8 protein-coding genes are annotated in these 18,268 nt (G+C 36.0%); 4 read left to right on the top strand and 4 right to left on the bottom strand.

Annotated features, from left to right (window positions below; translation table 11 throughout):
* The first annotated feature begins 18 nt into the window (after positions 1-18).
* Positions 19-5,670, top strand: a complete 5,652-nt coding sequence (locus NE848_RS08300) for a type I polyketide synthase (RefSeq protein ID WP_252112382.1) — start codon at positions 19-21, stop codon at positions 5,668-5,670.
* A gap of 2 nt (positions 5,671-5,672) precedes the next feature.
* Entirely contained in the window at positions 5,673-8,897 is a 3,225-nt protein-coding gene (locus NE848_RS08295; protein WP_252112380.1) for a non-ribosomal peptide synthetase, read from the top strand.
* Here NE848_RS08295 and NE848_RS08290 read toward each other — a convergent pair.
* Positions 8,885-9,973, bottom strand: a complete 1,089-nt coding sequence (locus tag NE848_RS08290; RefSeq protein WP_252112378.1) for a sulfotransferase — start codon at positions 9,971-9,973, stop codon at positions 8,885-8,887. The genes NE848_RS08295 and NE848_RS08290 overlap by 13 nt on opposite strands.
* 1,498 nt (positions 9,974-11,471) lie before the next feature.
* On the opposite strand from NE848_RS08290, the gene NE848_RS08285 reads away from it, so the two are divergent.
* Positions 11,472-12,788 (top strand): coiled-coil domain-containing protein, encoded by a 1,317-nt coding sequence (locus NE848_RS08285; RefSeq protein WP_252112376.1) that lies wholly within the window; start codon positions 11,472-11,474, stop codon positions 12,786-12,788.
* A 28-nt stretch (positions 12,789-12,816) separates the two neighbouring features.
* Here NE848_RS08285 and NE848_RS08280 read toward each other — a convergent pair whose 3' ends face one another.
* The 3 genes from NE848_RS08280 to NE848_RS08270 form a co-directional block, all read right to left on the bottom strand.
* Complete coding sequence (locus NE848_RS08280; protein ID WP_252112374.1) at positions 12,817-12,972, bottom strand: hypothetical protein; 156 nt, start codon at positions 12,970-12,972, stop codon at positions 12,817-12,819.
* On the bottom strand, positions 12,972-14,261 hold the full coding sequence (locus tag NE848_RS08275) for a flavin-containing monooxygenase (protein ID WP_252112372.1): 1,290 nt from the start codon (positions 14,259-14,261) through the stop codon (positions 12,972-12,974). Before NE848_RS08275 ends, NE848_RS08280 begins: the two co-directional genes overlap by 1 nt.
* Before the next feature lie 928 nt (positions 14,262-15,189).
* Positions 15,190-15,810 carry a hypothetical protein gene (locus NE848_RS08270; protein WP_252112370.1) on the bottom strand — a complete coding sequence of 207 codons (621 nt, stop codon included), beginning with the start codon at positions 15,808-15,810 and terminating at the stop codon, positions 15,190-15,192.
* Positions 15,811-16,042: 232 nt separating this feature from the next.
* Here NE848_RS08270 and NE848_RS08265 point away from each other — a divergent pair, with 232 nt between their 5' ends.
* Positions 16,043-17,905 carry a helix-turn-helix domain-containing protein gene (locus tag NE848_RS08265; protein ID WP_252112368.1) on the top strand — a complete coding sequence of 621 codons (1,863 nt, stop codon included), beginning with the start codon at positions 16,043-16,045 and terminating at the stop codon, positions 17,903-17,905.
* The last annotated feature ends 363 nt before the right edge of the window (positions 17,906-18,268 follow it).

The raw sequence follows: 18,268 nt of genomic DNA, 5'->3' as shown, positions 1-18,268 counted from the left end.
GGTTTAAATATTACTGTTTTGAAGAGCGAAAAAAATATTCAAAATTGGTTGATTTCCGAGATTGCAGAATTACTGGAAATAGATCCCGAAACCATTGATATCCATACACAATTTGTAGATTATGGACTAAGTTCTCGTGAGGTCGTTTCACTTTCAGGTGATCTTGAGGAAACTTTAGGTCAACGGCTCTCTCCAACTTTGGTTTATGAATACCCAAATATTTTTGCCTTATCTAAATATCTTTCAGAAAAAAAAGAATCCAAAGATTCAACTTCACGGGAAACCAATGATTCAGCCAACTCAAAGGAGGCTATCGCCATTATAGGAATGGGATGTAGATTTCCTGGTGCCAATGATTTAGACTCATTCTGGCAATTGCTTAAAGATGGAATAGATGCGATTAGAGAAATTCCTTCTGACCGTTGGGATAAGCAGGATTACTATGATTCAGATCCTGCATTTGCGGGTAAAGCTAGTTCTAAATGGGGAGGATTTTTGGATACTGTTGATGAGTTCGATCCATTCTTTTTTGGGATTTCGCCAAACGAAGCGAAACATATGGATCCGCAACAACGACTATTGCTAGAATTATCTTTTGAAGCGATTGATAATGCTGGTCTAAGTAAGGAAGATATTGATGGTTCAAAAACGGGAGTATTCATAGGAATTTCTATTAATGAATACGGAAATATTCTTTTTCAAAATCCTGATATTATTTCAAGCCATTCCGGCATTGGAAGCGCATTGTCCATTGCGGCAAACCGTCTTTCCTATTTTTTTAATTTTTGCGGGCCTAGTATGGCTATAGACACGGCATGCTCATCCTCACTTGCCGCAGTACATTTAGCCTGCCAAAGCATACGAAATGGTGAATGCTCGATGGCCTTGGCTGGTGGTTCTAACATTATTTTATCACCAGCTCATTCAATTGCTTTTACGAAAGCGGGAGTTTTAGCTCCAGACGGTAAATGCAAAACTTTTGATGCACAAGCCAACGGATATGTTCGCGGTGAAGGTGGTGGGATGATCATTCTTAAATCCTATTCTAAAGCTTTGGTCGATGGAGATCCTATTCTCGCGCTAATTCCTGGAAGCGCTATGTCCCAGGATGGCCGAACTAATGGATTGATGGCACCAAGTAGCGAATCTCAGGAGAAACTTCTTGCTGATGCATATAAAGCTTCAGGTGTTTTTCCCGGAGACGTCCAATATGTTGAAACCCATGGCACAGGAACTCTTTTAGGGGATTTCATGGAAGCAACTGCCCTGGGAAGTATCATCGGAAGAAACCGAAAAGGAATTCCTTGTACCATCGGTTCAGTAAAGACCAATATTGGTCACCTGGAAGCGGCTGCAGGGATAGCGGGACTTATAAAAGTTGTCCTTTCAATGAAAAACGAGGCTATTCCGCCGAGCCTTCATTTTAAAAAACCTAATCCTCATATCGAATTTGATAAGCTCAATCTAGAAGTTCAGAATAAGCTTGCATCCTGGGATACAGGTAAAAGAATTGCAGGTGTGAGCTCATTTGGGTTTGGTGGCACCAATGTTCACCTTGTTTTGACTGAACCAGAGGAGAATATAAAAACAAATAAAACTGAAAACGATGCACTAACATCTTATAAGATTTTACCATTTTCAGCAAAGAATAATGAAAGTCTTCGTGTTATGGCCAAAGACTTTATTAAGTTACTTGAATCTGAATTTTCTAATTCTACATACGATATATGCCATGCTGCCGGAAAAAGGCGGAGCCAATTTGGATTTCGGTTAGCAACGATAGGCAAATCCAGAAGTGAATTAATTAATGGGCTGAAAGCCTATATTAATGGAGAGCAGGATGCCAATCTTATTTCAGTAAATATGGCCCCAAAAACATCTCCAAGACTGGCCTTTGTGTTCTCCGGCCAGGGTGGCCAGTGGTTTGGAATGGGTTGTGAGCTATTGACCAGTGAGCCAGTTTTTTCAGAGGTTATCGATCGAATAGATCATATTATTAAAAAAGAATTCAATTGGTCACTTAGAGATGTAATGCTTGATGAAGATTCAGAACTTTACCTTCAGAGAATTGATATAATTCAACCAACAATATTTGCCATCCAAGTTGCAATGGTAGAGCTTTTAAAATTTTGGGGAATTACACCAGACTCAGTAATAGGACATAGCATGGGAGAAATTGCCGCAGCCTATACTGCTGAAATTCTTTCACTGGAAGACGCCATAAAGGTAATTTGTCTGCGTAGCGAACTCCTGATAGATCTTAGCGGTAAAGGAAGTATGCTTGCCACTGAACTAACTCATGAAGAGGCAGAAAACATATGCTCGGAATATAAAAATGAAATTTCTGTTGCGGCTATAAATGGCCCTAATTCCATAATTTTTTCAGGAGATACGGAAATCCTTCAAACTATAATGGACGATCTCGACAGGAAAAATTTATTCTGCAGATGGGTGAAAGTCGACGTTGCTTCTCATAGCCCTCAAATTGAGCTATTGAGGTCAAAAATGATCGAAATGTTAAGTGGGATTAAATCTCAAACTCCTAAAATATCGATTTATTCTACAGTTACTGGAGAGAAGGCCAACCACCTTTCATTTGACGCCAACTATTGGGTGAACAATCTCAGAAACACCGTATTGTTTTCAGATGCGATTAAATCATTGCAAGAAAATGAACATTTAACGCTACTGGAGATTGGCCCTCATCCATTGCTACTGGGATCTATACAACAATGCTTATATCCGAATAAACGGCAATTTAGGTTACTTCCTGCTATGCGTCGTGAAGAACCTGAAAGAGAAGTTCTGTTAAGAAGCCTCGGTGTTCTTTATTTAGATGGTTTTAAAGTTCTATGGGATAGGCTCTATTCCAATACCACCAACCATGTTACTCTTCCACCAATACCCTATAACAAAGAACGTTTTTGGATAGAGGATGAAATAAGGAATTCAGTAAATAACAGGCTATCGACAAACTCTAATTACTCTACTAATTCAACTCTTTTGGGACAGCGAATTGAAATCGCAAATAACACTTCGACTTATATCTGGCAGAAAGAAATAAGCGTGGAAACACTTAAATTTTTAAATGATCATCAAATTGAAGATGAAATTATTCTACCGGCAGCAGTTTTTATTGAAATAGCCTGGCAGGCTATACTGGAAGCGGATTTAGGTCACTCATTCCAACTTTCTAATTTTACATTCCTGAATAAGCTCGTTCCTCAAAAAGAAAAAGCAACCCAGGTTCAGACTATTTTAACTACTAAAAAAGAAGATTTTTATTCTTTAGAAATTTACAGCTACGATTCATCAAGTAGTGACTGGACTGTACATGTTTCAACAGAAATCATACCCTATGAAACTCAGGATGCTATACAATCAACCTTTTCCAGGTCATTTCAGTCATTAAAAGAAAACTGCTCCTGGGAACAATCTAAAGATGAATTCTACCAGTCATTATCCCATCGAGGCATGAACTATGGCCCGAGTTTACAAGGTGTAGGGCATATTTGGTATAAGGATGGAGTATCACTTGGGAAAATCGATGCTGTTAATTTACCGGATGAGCAAATTCAAAATTATAATCTTCATCCTGCGTTGATGGATGCATGTTTTCAAATCATAGCAGGCACCCCTTTTGCAGTGGAAGATCAATTTAAATACCTCCCTTCGAAATGTGGGAATATTAGATGCTTTAGTAAACCTTCCGGGTTATTATGGGGTCATATAACATATATCTCTGAGGCTACCTCTGGAGCAAATAATATAGAGGTAGACATTCAACTTTACGATGAAAACTATCAAATTGTAGCACAATTTACCGGCTTTGAACTGAAACGTGTGGAAAGAGGAAAGAGCCAATATTCATTAACGAAGAACATTCGATTATATCAATTAGCCTGGCTGTCACAAAATGCATGTGTTCCATATTTCAAGAAATCAACAACCAAAAGAAACTGGCTGATTTTTGCAGACCGTGAAGGATATGGTGATGCTATTACCAGTAAACTGGAAGATTTAGGAGACCGTTGCTATATTCTGTCTATCGCAAAATTTAGTAGTGTAAGAGAAGATATTCTGGTAAGTGAAATCGAAAGCATCTTTAAAACCATACAGGATCCATTACACGGAATAATTCACCTTTGGAGTATTTCAATTCCTGAAAATGAAGAATTTTCTAATGATAAAACTGAATTTTTTGGATGTAATAGTTTACTGTATTTAATCAAGACTCTGGCAAACCATATAAAAGGCTCGCCGAAGTTGTGTATCGTTACAAGAGGAGCCCAGTTTGTTGGGCCTGGCGAAGAAATTGTTCCAAATCAGTCACCAATATGGGGCTTTGGAAAAGTGATTAGCTTCGAAATTCCAGAACTTAACTGTATTCGTATTGATCTCGATCCTGAGCAGTCTATGGATAAATCGTCAACCCTTCTTCTCAATCAAATAGCATCGAATGACAATGAAGACCAGATCGCATTTCGAGGCGGAGATCGTTTTGTCTTAAGATTAAAAGCCTTTGAAAAGAAGATCGTACTTGGCAGGTCATATTTTTCTGGAGATCATACCTACCTCATCACTGGAGGGCTCGGAGCCTTAGGCCTTTCCGTTGCCAAGTGGTTAGCGAAACGAGGAGCTAGGCACTTGGTGCTATTAGGAAGAAGTGATCCCTCAAAATCTGCAATACATCATTTAGATGTAATTAAAAAACAAGGTGTTGAGGTAATGATTGCAAAAGCAGATGTTAGTGATAAGGCCAAGGTTCAAAGAATTTTTAAGCAGATCGAAGAAAATTTCCCACCATTAAAAGGAGTAATTCATGCGGCCGGAATTATAGATGACGGTTCAATATTTAACCTTGATAAAGGTCGAATGAAAAAGGTTATGGCCCCTAAAGTAAATGGAACCTGGAATCTCCATGAGGCAACTAAAGATCTTAAACTGGATTTCTTTGTTATTTTTTCTTCAGCTGTCTCAGTTCTGGGTTCTCCTGGGCAAGCCAATTATGCGGCTGCAAGTTCTTTCCTGGATGCAATGGCCTATTACCGCCAAAAATTAAGTCTTCCATGCATTAGTATTAATTGGGGACCCTGGGCTGAGGCGGGATTGGCAGCAGAAGCTAAAGATAGACTCCAGGAGAAAAACGTTTCTGCCCAGCATCTTATAAAAGAAATTGAAATTGAAGAAGGTCTTAATGTTCTCGATTTCCTAATTAAAGGAACTTCTACCCAGGTAGTTGTTTTGCCTTTTGATTTGGAAACTTTAATAGAACTATATCCCACCGCTGCAGGTATGCCTTTTTTTGCTGAAGTTGGCGGAAAGGATTCTGTAGCTTCAAGATTATACTCAAGACCTAATTTACGTCAGGAATATGTTGCTCCAAGGAATGCTGTAGAACGTAAATTAACTGAATTATGGCAAAATACCCTTCACATAGATCGAGTTGGAATTAAAGACTCATTTTTTGAACTAGGAGGAGATTCTGTTTTAGCCGCACAAGTTTTAGCTTCTGCAAAAAAAGTATATGGCATAAGTGTTAATCCTCAGGAGGTTTTTGAAGCCTTCACTATTGAAAAACTTGGAAAAATAGTTGAGGAAGAAATCCTGAAGCAGATGGAAGAAATGACTGAGGAAGAAGCTGAGAGAAGACTTTTCAATAAGGATTGAATATGGAAAAGAAGAATTTATCATCCACAAAACGTGAGCTGCTAGAAAAGTGGCTTCAAGGGGAAAAATTGGAATTCCAGGCTACTTCCATTCCAAGAAGACCTAATGATAGTCAGCTAAAGATATCCTTACCACAGCAGAGGCATTTGTTCCTGGAAATGCTGGATAGAAATACAGCAATAAATAATCTCTCAATATCCCTTGAGCTAAAAGGAGAATTAAATTTGGATTCCTTTGAGCTTAGTGTCAATCAAATTTTAGCCAGGCATGAAGTTCTTAGAACCCATTTTTTTATGGAGTCCGGAATTCCTTCGTGTGAAATACTTCAGGATCTAAAAATTAAAGTTTCAAATATAGATTTACAAAATATTGAATTATCTAAAAGAAAAACTGAAGCTCAACGATTGGCCGAAGCTGAAATTTTAAGACCATTCGATCTTTCCCAGGCCCCCTTGATTAGACTAAAAATATACACCCTTGAAGAGCAGGAATCTTTACTACTTATTGTTATTCACCATACCATTGCAGATGGTTGGTCCCTGGGAGTGTTTCTAAAGGAATTGATGATATTTTATCAATCTAATATTACCGGTAACCCAATTGATTTGCCGGATTTACCAATCCAGTACTATGACTATGCCCGTTGGCAGATAACAAAAGAACAGCAAGCCGAATTAAAGTCATCTATGTCTTATTGGAAGGAACAGCTCGGCGGAGAGCTTCCTATGCTTGAACTTCCAACAGATTATGCACATGGTGCAAAACAGACTTTTGAAGGAGGCACCCACCGATTTGTTTTACGAGAAGAAATTACCAATGAAATTAAAGTGTTGAGTAGAAAAGAAGACGCTACCCTGTTTATGACCTTGCTATCTGCGTTTTATATTTTGTTACATAGATTTAGTGGGCAGGACGACATCCTTGTGGGTACTCCTGTTGCAAATCGAAATCATCCAGAACTTCAAAACCTGATTGGTGTATTTATAAATACCCTTGTATTAAGGACTAAAATAAATGGAGAGTTAAGCTTTAGAGAAATACTCAAACAGGTAAGAAAGATGTCACTTGAGGCTTTCGCACATCAGGATTTTCCTTACGAGAACCTATTGGAGCTTCTAAAGCCAAAACGAGACATGAACCGTCCACCGCTGTTTCAGGTTGTATTTAATCTTCAAAATGCGCCAATGCCCAATCTCAAAATCCAGGGACTTGAAACAAATTTTCTCGAATTAGATAAAGGGGTGTCACAATATGATATGACCCTGATGGTTTCCAAAATTAAAGGCCAATGTCACGTGACGATTGAATACAATACAGATCTGTTTAAATTAAGTACCATTAATAAAATGTTCAGGTATTATCGTGATATTCTTAATTATGCTATTGATCAAACAGATAAGCCCATTAAGGAACTTCGGTTAATTAGCGAAGAGGAGTTTCAAAATACGATTCAAAGAATAAATCAAACTGAATCAGTTTTTCCTTACAATAGGTGTGTTCATCAGCTTTTTGAAGATCAAGTAAAAAAAACACCTGAGGCTATAGCTTTAAAACAGGGAGAACTTCAAATAACTTATAAAAATCTCAATGATCGAACAAATAGTTTAGCATTGGAACTTCAAAAACTTGGTGTTGGCCCTGGAATTCGTGTTGGGATTTTAATGAAGAAATCTCCTGAAATTATTGAAACCCTTTTAGGAGTGATGAAGGCTGGCGGAACTTACATCCCAATTCACATAGATTCTCCTCCGGAACGAATCAAATTTATACTGGACGATGCAAATGCTAATTTGCTCATAACAAACATAAAAATTGATGATCTAAATGAATTTAGGGGCACTGTTTTAAACATCAACGATTTATTAAAGCATACCGAAGCAGAGATTTCAAATCTGCAATCCTCTGTTCATTCTAATGATCTTGTTTACATGACTTATACTTCTGGATCAACCGGACAACCCAAAGGGGTTATGATAAGTCATAGATCGCTCGTAAATTTTCTCTGGTCTATGAAAGCGAATCCTGGGATTAAAGATAATTCAGTTGTACTGGCCTTAACCTCTATATCATTCGATCCCTCTACATTAGAATTATTTTTACCATTAATTGTAGGAGCTAGAGTTATAATTTCAGGTGAAGAGATGGCAAAGGATCCTGTATTACTGGCAAAAAAAATAAAGGATCAAAATATAAACCTTTTGCAAGCCACACCCGCAACATGGCAATTATTACTTGATACGGGATGGAAGGGTAACCCAGAATTGAAAGCACTATGTGGTGGAGATATTCTGACGCGAAAGTTGGCAGATCAGTTGTTAGAAAGGGTTAATAAACTTTTCAATCTGTATGGTCCAACAGAAACAACTGTTTGGACTACCGTGGGGCAAATAAAAAAAGGTGATTGTCCTATAACCATTGGGAAACCAATTGATAATGTCCAGATTTATGTTTTAGACCGTTATTTTCAGCCAACACCTGTAGGCGTAATTGGCGAAATTTATATTTCAGGAGAAGGCTTGGCAAGGGCTTACCTGAACAGTCCGAAACTAACTAAGGAAAAATTCATTACTCAAACTTTCCAATCTGAACCTGGAAAACGTATGTATAAAACAGGTGATCTCGCTCGATATTTACCTGGTTATGAAATTGAATTCCTTGGGCGTGTTGATGATCAGGTAAAGATTCAAGGCCAGCGAATGGAATTAGGTGAAATTACCGCTATTTTGATTCAACATCCAATGGTTAATGAAGGTATTGTTTTAAGCAAAACAGAGGCTTCCGGTGTAAAGCGATTAGTGGCTTATTTTGTGCCGAAACCAAACACCAATCCAGATAATGATTCACTCCGGGAATTCTTTGCTTCGGTGTTACCTTCATATATGATCCCTTCTTTCTTTGTTAGAATGGACGACTTACCTTTATCAGAAAATCAGAAAATAGATAGAAAGTCATTGCCAGAACCGGAAGACCTGGAAAATCGATCTGGATACGTTGCCCCTCGCAATGAAGATGAGGAAATATTCGCAACAATATGGCAAAACTTGCTTGAAGTGGATAGAGTTGGTATTCATGATAATTTTTTTGATCTTGGTGGCGCTTCAGTTCAAAGTATTTTAATGGTTGCCAAAGCCAATATGTATGGCTATCAAATTAGTATCGAGAATCTTTTTGAATATCAAACAATTGCTGAGTTGACAAAATTTTTAAAAACCGATCACATCAATTGATAATTCCATTGTTTGATAAACGTTTCTAATCTACTAGTAACTATTGACTTTTCATCCGGCGGAAGATTATGTTCTAGCTTTTTGTAACCTTTTCTGCTATTTATATAGCTCATCATCTTTTTTTCACAATATTTAATTTCATTTAGGTTGAGGGCTGTATAAATATTGTTCATGCTTTCCATCGGCCTTTTAATAAAATCTTCGTACCGTATTTCTATTAACTGACCATCTGGTATTAAATTCTTTTCTGATAAATATTTGTTCATGTATTGGGTATAGGTATCCAAAATATGGTCCGTGGTATTAATGTTCTTTGTTCCTCCCATTGCATAAATTTTATAGGTGAGTTTCATAAATCGCTTATTAGAGGCATAGACATCATATGGATTTCTATGAATGAAGATAAATTTAGCATTGGGAAATAGAGAGAGTAATAATTTTACCCTGGCGGTGTTTGGGGGGCTCTTCAAAACCAGTTGTTTTCCTTTATTGGCAAGAGAAATTTTCTTTAATAAAAAAACAAAATCATTTTTCCAGCCTCTTATTTCTGAATTCTTAATGTTATCAAATAGCACATATTTTTGAATATGACTCATCATAATTTTAGGAAAAAAATAACCCCAGTGAGCACCTCTAATATTAAACCCTGTGGTCATTGCGGCATCTTCTTCTCCCGGAAATTTGAATGACATACGGATTCTATGAACCGGATCTTGAATATTAAGAACCCGGCAAATGAAATCAAAAAAAGGAGATAGGAACCTTTCACTACACAACATGATCTCTGGCAAGACCATTTGAAAATTCGTATGATATCCTAAACGATCGTCCTGCGTAATAAATTCATGCATAAATGAAGTCCCGCTTCGATAAAAGCCGAGGATAAAAATAGGATCCTTTAAAATTACATGATCCTTGATCTTACTATTATAAGTTAGTTCAACCCAACGCAATGGTTCAAATACCAATGCTTTAATCATCCATGGTGGCAGATTTCTCAATCCTCTTAACGAAATACCATTTTTAAGTATCATACAGGTAATAACATAAATCGGTAATGGGAAAACTTTTTTCATAAATAAGAGGATTGGACTTTTTCCATCTAAAGGGTTTAAGAAGTTACAAAAATAATTGCGACCATTTCCCCAAAATTGGAACCGTAAATTAAGTTCAAGAATAACCTTAGGTTTTCCTGTATTATGACAGGAAGGAATTCATTTTTAAGTTTAAGTACTTCTTGAAACCTTGAAAGAGCTATAATGGGTCAGGCAATTACCTCAAAAATTTGAATTCACCTGACAGATCAATAAATAAGTTCAAATTGTCCAATTTTTGATTTAATTTTCAATCCGGGTCAGACCGTAAAATTGCAAAAAAGCTCCTACGAAACTGGAGGCTTTTTTTTGGCCCTAAAGTTTAGTTAGCCGAGTTATAATCCTATGTTGTTAGGATTTTGGCTAGCCAATGAGAAGCTTTTTTCCGTGTATTCGGAAAGAGGCGTACGGCCTATTTGAGTTATGCGTCTTAAGTTTAATTTCTCTAAATTTTGAATGTATAACCAGAAAGAACAAAAGAGAAGAATAAGATTATGCTTAAAACATAACATATTTAATAACTAATCAAATACCATTGAATCAATATAATAGATTCGATTTTATTGTTTTCATAGCTTTATTTAAATTAACAAGAAGTGGTGAAATAATAATAATTTGATTCAATTTTGGTGGTGGATGCCATAGGAAAAAAGAGTGTCTGAAGATAACAATCGAGACTACCTATATTTCCCATTTGATCACAGTTTTTCAAACTCGAATGGTGTCATTTTGTTTCTCTCCACAATCCAATACTCACTATGGATAGCACAATAAAACCCATAATACTAACCCACATTGGTATTGTATTATCGTTTATGATAACTTCAGTATTCAAGATAATCCTTGAAAGATGGAGAAGAGCAATAAATGCCAAAATGATAGAGGCTATTTTAGAAAAAAGTTTCATATCACTGAATAAGATATAAATTATTTAGAAGAACGATTTTTGTAAGTTTTAAATTTGCTTATTTAAGCATCGAAATTAATAATTCTAGCTTCTCACTCGGTTGTACAACAGGGACATCCCAATAGGTAAAAAAAGATGTCTATTGCTACATTTTAAGCAGTGGGGATTTTCACAAATAGGATTGCAATAGGAATTAATATCCTACTTCTTTAAAAGAATAATTTTTCAATTCGATATTTAAATTATGACTAGTTTTTTTATCAATAGTAAGTTTTAACGTATTTTTCTTATGAATTATTATTAAGTGGCCCTAGTATTCATAATTCCATACTTGAATAAAAAAGTTCTATTAAAATGAATTATAGACCTTTTCATGAAAAGGTCAAATAATCTACAAGCCTTAAACTCAATATCAGAATGAGAAATACTTCATCCCATAAAATTTCAGACAGAGGCAGGCCTGATTATTATATAACACCTACCCATGACTTTACAAAGTATACCAGGGATTGTGAAGAAAAATACTGGAATAAAGAAACTGAATTCGATTGGACTCAAAGTGTTTCGGATGCCTTGAAACTTAATCTGGAGAATTTTAATGAGGATGGGCTTTATAAAGTAGTAATGATGGTTTTGCCTATGGTAAAAGAAAAGTTGGAAGGCGAAATTGAATCAATCAAGGAACATGGACTACCATTTAAAGAAGATGCACTTAGGGATATTGGAGAATGTATACCTTTTGAAAGCACTATTATTCGGGAGGCTTTATTAATCCAATCTCCACTTCAATTGTTCGAAAAATCAATTAAAAAATTGAAAGATCAGCTGGAGATAATACAATTTGAGTTGAACGATTTAAAAGAATTGCAGCGATTAGAATTATTTCGAGAAGGAGTAAATGTTAAGCAGCTTCAAACAGAAAAGGAGAGACAGCAACAGACACATGAAATACTTCAATTAACTGAGCGTTTCGAACAACTCAGGGAAGAATTAAAGCAAACAAAAGCACTAAATAAGAGTGAAAAGAAAAAATTACAATCGAAAATCCACAGCGAATTAGCTTTAATTGAGCCTAAGTTGTTAAGTGAGTTAAAAGAAACACTGGACTTAATCGACCGGACTTTGCAATTAAAAGAATTACCATCATCTGATATCGATCGATCTATAATCAAAGACCTTATACTTCAAAGGCAACTTCGCGCTCTTAAGGATATTGCCAATCATGCTTTGGTTGTTGAGCAAAGTGCAATTGCTCCTTTAACGATGGGGATTATCCATTATAAACGTTACCGGGAGATACAGGAAGCAATGACAACCTTTATCCGGGATGAGGCAAAACATTCGGCCACTTTCCGCCGATATCTAGTAGAAAAACTGGAAGCCAAGGAATATATTTCAGCAAAATTGATCAAAGGGGCCAACCGATATATGTGGCTTGCACGGTTTATGCCGGCTACGGGCATGTTCCTTGCCGTTATTGTTGAGATTATAGGAGCAGCCTATCTCGAATTTTTTGCTAATGAAAAATACATGCCAGAGAAATTATTCTGTAGCATTTGCACAACTATTTCAACGCAGGATGAAAAAAGGCATATTGATCTATGTGTTGCAATGTATAATGAACTTTTCAGGAAGACAGGAAATTGGGAAAGAATAAGAAATAAAATGGCTTTAAAAAAAATTATGAAATCGGTTTATGGCGACAAAGATGAAAATCATCATCTTATTCAGGCTTTCCGTGCTTTTGGAGTTGAATCTGATGTATTGTATAATCATATTATTGGCCAATTGAGCACTAAACTGGCAAGAATAGGTTTGTATATAAAACCACAGGAAATATTAGAGATGATGCTGGGAGATAAAGCAAAACAAATCAAATTTGATACATGAATTGGAAGTTTTAAAGTCAAAACTATATTCAATCACTTTCAATTGAATTCAATAAACACCCATATTCATAATCGAATTCAAAATCACTTATTACACCAGAGAATTTCTCCATGATAGTTGACGGATTGAGTAATCTGTTTATTGATTCATTAAATAACACCTCTGCCACTATTTTCAACCTCATTAGTCGTGTTTTTGGTATGCTGTGGTAATTGGATTCAAATGTTCCTTATTTGATAACTTTTCACCTGCTTTTATCAGCCGTTTAAAAGGATGCTTCTTCACCCATTGGTATATATCAATTGCCCCATAAAGATGAGTTGTACTTTCCTTATTTTTAAGAGACATCAACACCTTTCCAGATGGTATATTAAGAGCTTCTTCAACTTTTATCAAATCAACGAGGGCGTTTGAAAATAGAGTCGCTAACGAACCAATACCTCCTCTTACCTGAGGCCAACCCATAAAAAACAGGCCTTTATAATCTGGGTATACAGAATACCCTAAACATTTAAGATTCTTGCCATCTTTGCGAATTAACTCGTCCGGTAAAAAGGGGAAACTCAAATGAAATCCAGTTGCAGAAACGATGATATCAAACTCCATTTTTGAATCATCTTGAAACCAGACAAAATTATCTTTTGTTTTAAGAATCGGTGGTTTAATTTTTATTCTACCATGTTTTAAGTAATAAGGAAGCTCTTCACTTATGGTTGGATGCTTTTCAAATACTCGGTGACGAGGTGGGGCTAAATTGTATGAGGAGTGTTTTCCAAAAGTTAATTTTAACAGCAGCTTTATTAACAATGGTTGTATTATTTTAGGAGCTCTCCTAAATTTATTGCGTCCAAGTGGAACACCCATAAATGATTTTGGAAATATCCAGGGGCTGTCTCTAATACTCATGATTGAATTGGTTGACACCCTCGCAGCTTCACAGGCAATGTCGGCTGCCGAGTTTCCAGAACCAATGACCAAAACTCTTTTATTTACTAACTGCTCGACCCTTTTATATTGTTTGGAATGAATGAATTCACCTGTGAATTTTCCTTTTATATTAGCAAAATTCATATCCCAATGATGACCATTGCAAATAATTACGCCCTTATATATTTTAAATGAATCATCTTGAAAGTTAACTTTCCATTGGTTGTTTTCAATAGAACAAACCCATATAACTTTGGTATTGAATTCTATGTTTTGTATAAGATTAAAATGATTTGCATACGCATTTAGATAATCCAACATATGGTGTTTAGAAATAAAATCGGGATAAGATTCAGGCATGGGGAAATCAGAAAATTGCATTAAGTCTTTACACACATCGGTATACACATTTTCATAAACACCGTGTGACCAGTTTCCACCAAGTTGACTTTCCGCCTCTACTTGTTCATAGGCGATATTGTTTTTTCTTAATGCCCTTGCTACCGCCAATCCACTGGGACCTGCTCCGATTATTAAATATTTCATAGTTTTTGAAATGATAAACTTAGTAAATACCTCAAATGTAATTTTAAGGTACCCTAATGTGAATTTATCTTTTTATTCCAAATGATTAAATGCAAAATATTCCACAATTAGTTTTCTAAAGTTATAATAGGGCCTAAGACTAAACTAAGGAAATGAATAAAGTACCGTTCAAGTATTTATTTTTTCTGTTATACAATATACAATACAAATTTTTAGGATGAATTCGATGGCCCCTTAGAGTTCCTGTTCAATATAGTTAGTGTCATTTAATATTTCTTTTGATTTTGGGAAAGATGGGTTTTTTAGAAGTAGTCTCATAAATACTAAAATTGATAATGATTGTCCGACTTCCAGATCCACAATGAAACCGAAATAAATAGTAGTTAAAGGTTCTGAATACCGTTTGGTCATCTTGTCATTTTTGTACGAGTCACGTCCAGAACGCAAATTTGCAAAAAAGCTCCTACGAAACTGGGGGCTTTTTTTGGCACTAATGATTAGTTGTGTTGTTTGTCCCGACTTGTCGGGATGTGTAGTTAGCACTGAGAGGTGCTAGCCAATGAGAAGCTTTTTTCCGTGTATTCGGGAAGAGGCTTTTTTGTTTTTAGGGCTGGACGTTAAAATTTAATTCAAGAACTTTTTCTTCAGTAAGGTTAGCAATTCGAAACCCCAAAATTACTTCTGTTGTCCAAAATGGAAACTGGATAGTTTTAGCCCCAAGTTTAGTAAGACTTTGAATTCATTTTTAATGAGATGCGAAGTCGGTTGGATTAAGGCCTTCCCTGACCGGTTTGACCAAAATGGTGATGATACGGTCCTTAAACTATGGTGTTGGTCAAAACGGATCAAGGAAGAGTATATTGAAGGTAATCCTTTAGGAGGTTGCCTATGCTATTTGATTGATGAAGCCCCAAAATTTTTATAATGTTTAGTTTTTATTTAAAATAATAGTACCATCCCAAACATGATCGGTTCCAGTTCCATCACTTCTAACCAGTCCATAACCCACAAATTCACCGGAAGCATTTTCAAATCGTCCGGTCCCTCCGGTGATGTACCATATATCATCAAATTCAAAATTATATTTTTCATTTTGAATTGGTATAAGTTCAGATTCTTCTCGTACTTCAGCAAATAATTGATCCCCGTTCGCAGCCACAATAAGTGGTGCTGTACTTCCTTCCGACCCATTATATTGGCCGAATCCGCTTTCTAAATCAGGGAAACCCTGGTCATCCAAAGCAATGTGAAAGCAAAATTTAAAATCAACATTGAAATTACCAAGATGCGTGGCATTACCACCGCCTATTTGATGTTCCATTGCCCAAAAATCATTAGGTGATGTGAATGAACATATCTCAGTTAATGCATCCTCAGCCTGTTCTGTAAATAACCTGGCTTTAAACGGAACCCCCACATGATTAGATGTTTTTGCCTGCAGGTTTAATTCAGTTAGTTTATCCTGAGTATTGAGGTCTTCAGGCTCTTCACAGGCAGTTAACATGAATAACATGCTGCCTAAAACAAATAGTACTTTAAACGCTTTCATTTTTTATTACCTTTTAGTTAAACAATCAATAACACCTTTAAAGTTAAGTGTTAGTTGTCCAATTACGGCAGTAGTATGTTCCAGGTTCTGTAAGCTATGTGTCATTTTGAATAATTAATGTGTCAAAATTTAATTATTCCTGATAATGAGCTGATTAAACTCAAAATTTTTGAACTAATTATTTTTTAGTTGTAAATTAATGTAAATCAAATGTTTGCAGATAATTTAAGGTATGGAGGAGCAGATTTCAATGGACGAGGCTTTTATTTCCAAGCTCAATGATATTTTGGAGAAAAACTTCCATAATGAGCATTTTGGTGTCAACGAATTGGCTACTTCCGCAGGTGTTAGCCGTTCAAAACTGCATAGAAAGCTAAATGAGATAAAGGGACAAACGGCCAGTGAGTTTATTAAACGGTTCAGGCTGCATAAAGCCTATGGTCTTTTGAAGAACAATGTTTCCCCCGTTTCAGAAATAGCTTATGCTGTTGGTTTCAAAAGTCCATCCTACTTTTCGAAGTGCTTCCACGAACGCTATAAATGTTCGCCAGGAGAAATAAAAAACAAACAGCAAGAACCAAAGGAAAATGATTTCCTGAAAACATTAAAATCCGGGGTTAAACCGCTTTTTAGCAGGGCAGTGTTGATTCTAATAGGAGTATTAGCTGTGGTTATTTTATCTTATGTATTCGTGAGTGTTTCAGGAGGTAGTTCAACTAAATCAGAGATAGTGGTTTTAGGTGTGCTTCCCTTTAAAAATCTTAGTGATGATCCCTCGAACCAGTATTTTGCTGATGGGGTTATGGAGGTTATACTTAATCATCTGTCGGGAGTTGAGGGTATTAATGTTCTTTCAAGAACTACCATGGATCAATATCGGGAGACTGATAAAACCATACCTGAAATTGCACGTGAACTAAATATAACCCATGTAATGGAGGCCAGTATTCAAAGGGATGCCGATAAAGTAAGAGTGGTGGTGCAATTGATTGATGCTAAGCAGGATAATCACCTTTGGGCTGAAAGCTATGAGAGGACATACCAGGATATTTTCAGCTTGCAGAGCGATATAGCTAAAGAAGTCGCCCAAAACCTACAAAAAAACCTTTCGCGGTCTAATCTGACAAAGATTGAAGAAACCCCAACTAAAAGTGTTGAAGCCTATAATCTATACCTCAAAGGTCGTTTTTTCTGGCACAGGAGAACAAAGGAGGAACTTAAAAAGAGTGTTCATTATTTTGAAGAAGCCATAAAGCTGGATTCAACATATGCCCTAGCCTATGCCGGATTAGCAGATGCTTATTTTATTATGGGATGGTGGGCATGGTATGATAGAGAGCAAGATGTTGAAAAGGCGAGAACATATGCAAAAAAGGCACTGTCATTAGATCCAGATTTATCTTCGGCTTATTCTGTACTGGGGTCTTTATCCATGTGGTTTGATAGAGATTTTGAACAAGCCGAAAATGAGTTTAAACTTGGTTTGAATCAGGAATCTAATGATGGTACGGCTCACCAGTACTACGCTGAGCTTTTAAACATATTGGGTAGGAAGAAAGAAGCACGTGAACAAATTGATTTTGCTCTTAAATCCAATCCAAATTCCTCTATTATGAATAGCGTTAGTGCTATTATTTACTACAATAATTATGAGTTTGAGAAAGCGCTTGAAGCTGTTGAAAAAGCCAATGAAATAACTGGTTCTAAGTGGTATATGATGTATGCGCTGATTTATATCAAATTGGGTGAAGATCAAAAAGCCATGAACCATCTTATTACCGAACTAACATTGCTTCCCGGCTTTAAAAGAAATGATTCTGAAATAAATATGGTTTATCAAAAATATGGTATTAATGGTATTGTTGAATATTATATCGATAATCGATTGAAGTTTGATGAATATAAAAATTATCACGTACTTATACCATTGTGCTGCATTATTGGAGAACCCCAGAGGGCATTAGATTATCTTGAAAAAAGCTATTCAGCTGGCGATATTCCCATTATTGCGAAAATGCATGATATAGATCTGCAATGTATTCGGGGAGAACCAGAATATAAGTCAATGTTAAAAAAATTAAACTTCAAAGGCTAACTGGTATTAAAATACTACTCCTTTTTCATATACCCCTAGTATTATTTTGCCATAGATAGCATTCTATATCGATTAAGTTGATATAGTTGCTATTCTTCTAACCTTAAATTTATGGTAACTGTCCACTATTATGCATCTTTATCTCCAATAGGACCAAATACAGTTTTGAAATACGATATTGTTTGTGTTTTTTTATAAGTACGCTTAGTATTTTAGATAATCAACGAGAAGCTTTTTCGTTGTATTCGGAAAGAGGCTTTTTTGTTTTTAGGGGTTCTTTTTTAATATCCTTTACTGACGTTTCTTAATGGTCTACCCCAGTTCTTTATTATTATAAAAAATGCGGAAAATACCTTAAAAAAG

This window comes from Gramella jeungdoensis (assembly GCF_023805255.1).
Taxonomy (GTDB): domain Bacteria; phylum Bacteroidota; class Bacteroidia; order Flavobacteriales; family Flavobacteriaceae; genus Christiangramia; species Christiangramia jeungdoensis.
Note: the sequence above shows the minus strand (reverse complement) of the source record. Positions and strands in the feature narration are given on the sequence as shown.